The organism is Streptomyces sp. UH6 (assembly GCF_013421635.1).
GTDB lineage: Bacteria > Actinomycetota > Actinomycetes > Streptomycetales > Streptomycetaceae > Streptomyces > Streptomyces abyssomicinicus.
Window position 1 is genome coordinate 1 of the sequence record NZ_JACADT010000878.1, and the last position, 2,423, is coordinate 2,423.

A 2,423-nucleotide genomic window follows, 5' to 3' on the forward strand; every position below is an offset into this window, starting at 1 on the left:
CGCCACCCGGCGGTACGTGGTCGCCGAGACCCCTGAGGGCCGGCTGGCCGGCTACGCGGGCCTCGCCGCCGCCGGCGACCAGGGTGACGTGCAGACCATCGCCGTCGCCCCCGGCCACCAGGGCACCGGCCTCGGCAGCCGGCTGCTCGGTGAACTGCTGCGCGCGGCGACCGACTTCGAGTGCCACGAGGTGATGCTCGAGGTCCGCGTCGACAACGTCCGCGCCCAGCGGCTCTACGAGAGATTCGGCTTCGAGCCGATCGGCTTCCGCCGCGGCTACTACCAGCCGGGCAACGTCGACGCCCTCGTGATGCGCCTCACCGACCCCGCATCCGCCCCCTCCTCCGCCGCATCCCCCGCCTCCGCTGCACAAGGAACCCGGAACCATGGCTGACCTGCGGGACGAGCCCCTCGTCCTCGGCATCGAGACCTCCTGCGACGAGACCGGCGTCGGCGTCGTCCGCGGCACCACCCTGCTGGCCGACGCCGTCGCCTCCAGCGTCGACGAGCACGCCCGCTTCGGCGGCGTCGTGCCCGAGGTGGCCTCCCGGGCCCACCTGGAGGCGATGGTCCCGACGATCGAGCGGGCCCTGAAGGAAGCGGGCGTCAGCGCCAAGGACCTCGACGGCGTCGCGGTCACCGCCGGCCCCGGGCTCGCGGGCGCGCTGCTGGTCGGCGTCTCCGCCGCCAAGGCGTTCGCCTACGCGCTGGGCAAGCCGCTCTACGGCGTCAACCACCTGGCCTCGCACATCTGCGTCGACCAGCTCGAGCACGGGCCGCTGCCCGAGCCGACCATGGCGCTGCTGGTCTCCGGCGGCCACTCCTCGCTGCTGCTGTCGAGCGACATCACCTCCGACGTACGGCCGATGGGCGCCACCATCGACGACGCGGCCGGCGAGGCCTTCGACAAGATCGCCCGGGTGCTGAACCTCGGCTTCCCCGGCGGTCCGGTGATCGACCGGTACGCCAAGGAGGGCGACCCGACCGCCATCTCCTTCCCGCGTGGCCTGACCGGCCCGCGCGACCCCGCCTACGACTTCTCCTTCTCCGGCCTCAAGACGGCGGTCGCCCGCTGGATCGAGGCGAAGCGGGCCGCCGGTGAGGAGGTGCCCGTGCGCGACGTCGCCGCGTCCTTCCAGGAGGCCGTGGTGGACGTGCTCACCCGCAAGGCGGTGCGCGCCTGCAAGGACGAGGGCGTCGACCACCTGATGATCGGCGGCGGCGTGGCCGCCAACTCGCGGCTGCGGGCGCTGGCCCAGGAACGGTGCGAGGCGGCGGGCATCCGGCTGCGGGTGCCGCGGCCCAAGCTGTGCACCGACAACGGCGCGATGGTCGCCGCGCTGGGCGCCGAGATGGTGGCGCGGGGACGGGCGGCCTCGGCCTGGGACCTGTCGGCCGACTCCTCCCTCCCGGTGACCGAGCCGCACGTGCCCGCCCCCGAGGGCGCCGCCGCGCACGGGCACACCCACGCGCACGCGCACTCCCACGACCATGTGCACGAGCTCTCGAAGGAGAACCTGTACTCGTGACCGTCGCACTGATGTGGGAGGCCCGGGCGCCCGAGGGCCGGGGCGCGGAACTCCTCACCTGGGCCCGCTCCCAGCCACTGCCCCGCGACCCCGCACGCCGGGAGAGCTTCCGCGCGCCGCAGGACCGGGTGCTGGTCGTCACCTGGTGGGACGCCGAGCCGCACGAGCCGCTGCCCGAACTTCCCGACCCGCCGGGCGGACTGGCCTCGCGGCCGGTGCACCGGTGGCGCTTCGAGTCGCTCGGGGCGGAGTGACGGCCGGGTGACCTACTACGCGGACCTCACCCCCTACACCTACCTCCCGCCCGGCGGTCCCGGCACCGGGACGCCGCCGCCCTGGCACGGGCTGCCGGTGCTCAACGTCGGCTGGCTGAGCGCGGCCCGCGGGTACCGCAAGGGCACGCCCCCGCCCGAACTCGCCGAGAACCTGCGGCGGATGACCCGCAGCCACCGGGCCCAGCAGACGCGCGGGTTCCACCTCTGCCCCTGGTGCTCGATGCGCCTGCTGCGCGCGGGCCCCGAATGCCCGCGCAGCAGCGCCGAGATCAGGGTGGTGGGTGACGACGTCGCCTACGCGGCACCCGAGTTGATCGCGCACTACGTCGAGGCGCACGAGTACCTGCCGCCGGACGAGTTCGTCCACGCCGTCCTCCGGGGCCGTCGGGGCTGAACGTTCGTCCCGTGTTCCGGCCGTTGTCAGTGGCGGGTGCGAAGATCTCGGCAGGTGCTGTCGATGGCCCGGACGGAATGCCGGGCCGCCCGTAAGGGGGTCGGCGATGTGGGACGAGCGGAGCACGAGTCGCGATCGCGAACCGGTGCTGCTGCGCGACGTGCTGGCGGAGGCCACCGCCGCGTTGCGGGAGGCGTCGCGGGCCGCCGAGGTCGCGCCGCGGGC

The 2,423-nt window shown here is 74.5% G+C and carries 4 protein-coding genes; all 4 read left to right on the forward strand.

Going from position 1 to position 2,423, the window contains the following annotated elements; all coding sequences use genetic code 11:
* A partial coding sequence (gene rimI / locus HW445_RS27035; protein WP_180223495.1) for a ribosomal protein S18-alanine N-acetyltransferase occupies positions 1–394 on the forward strand: 394 nt, incomplete at its 5' end.
* Complete coding sequence (gene tsaD, locus HW445_RS27040) at positions 387–1,529, forward strand: tRNA (adenosine(37)-N6)-threonylcarbamoyltransferase complex transferase subunit TsaD (protein ID WP_180223496.1); 1,143 nt, start codon at positions 387–389, stop codon at positions 1,527–1,529. The genes rimI and tsaD, both read left to right, overlap by 8 nt.
* On the forward strand, positions 1,526–1,783 hold the full coding sequence (locus HW445_RS27045; protein ID WP_180223497.1) for a hypothetical protein: 258 nt from the start codon (positions 1,526–1,528) through the stop codon (positions 1,781–1,783). The genes tsaD and HW445_RS27045 overlap by 4 nt, the downstream gene beginning before the upstream one ends.
* A gap of 7 nt (positions 1,784–1,790) precedes the next feature.
* Positions 1,791–2,198 (forward strand): hypothetical protein, encoded by a 408-nt coding sequence (locus tag HW445_RS27050; protein ID WP_180223498.1) that lies wholly within the window; start codon positions 1,791–1,793, stop codon positions 2,196–2,198.
* Positions 2,199–2,423 lie beyond the last annotated feature (225 nt).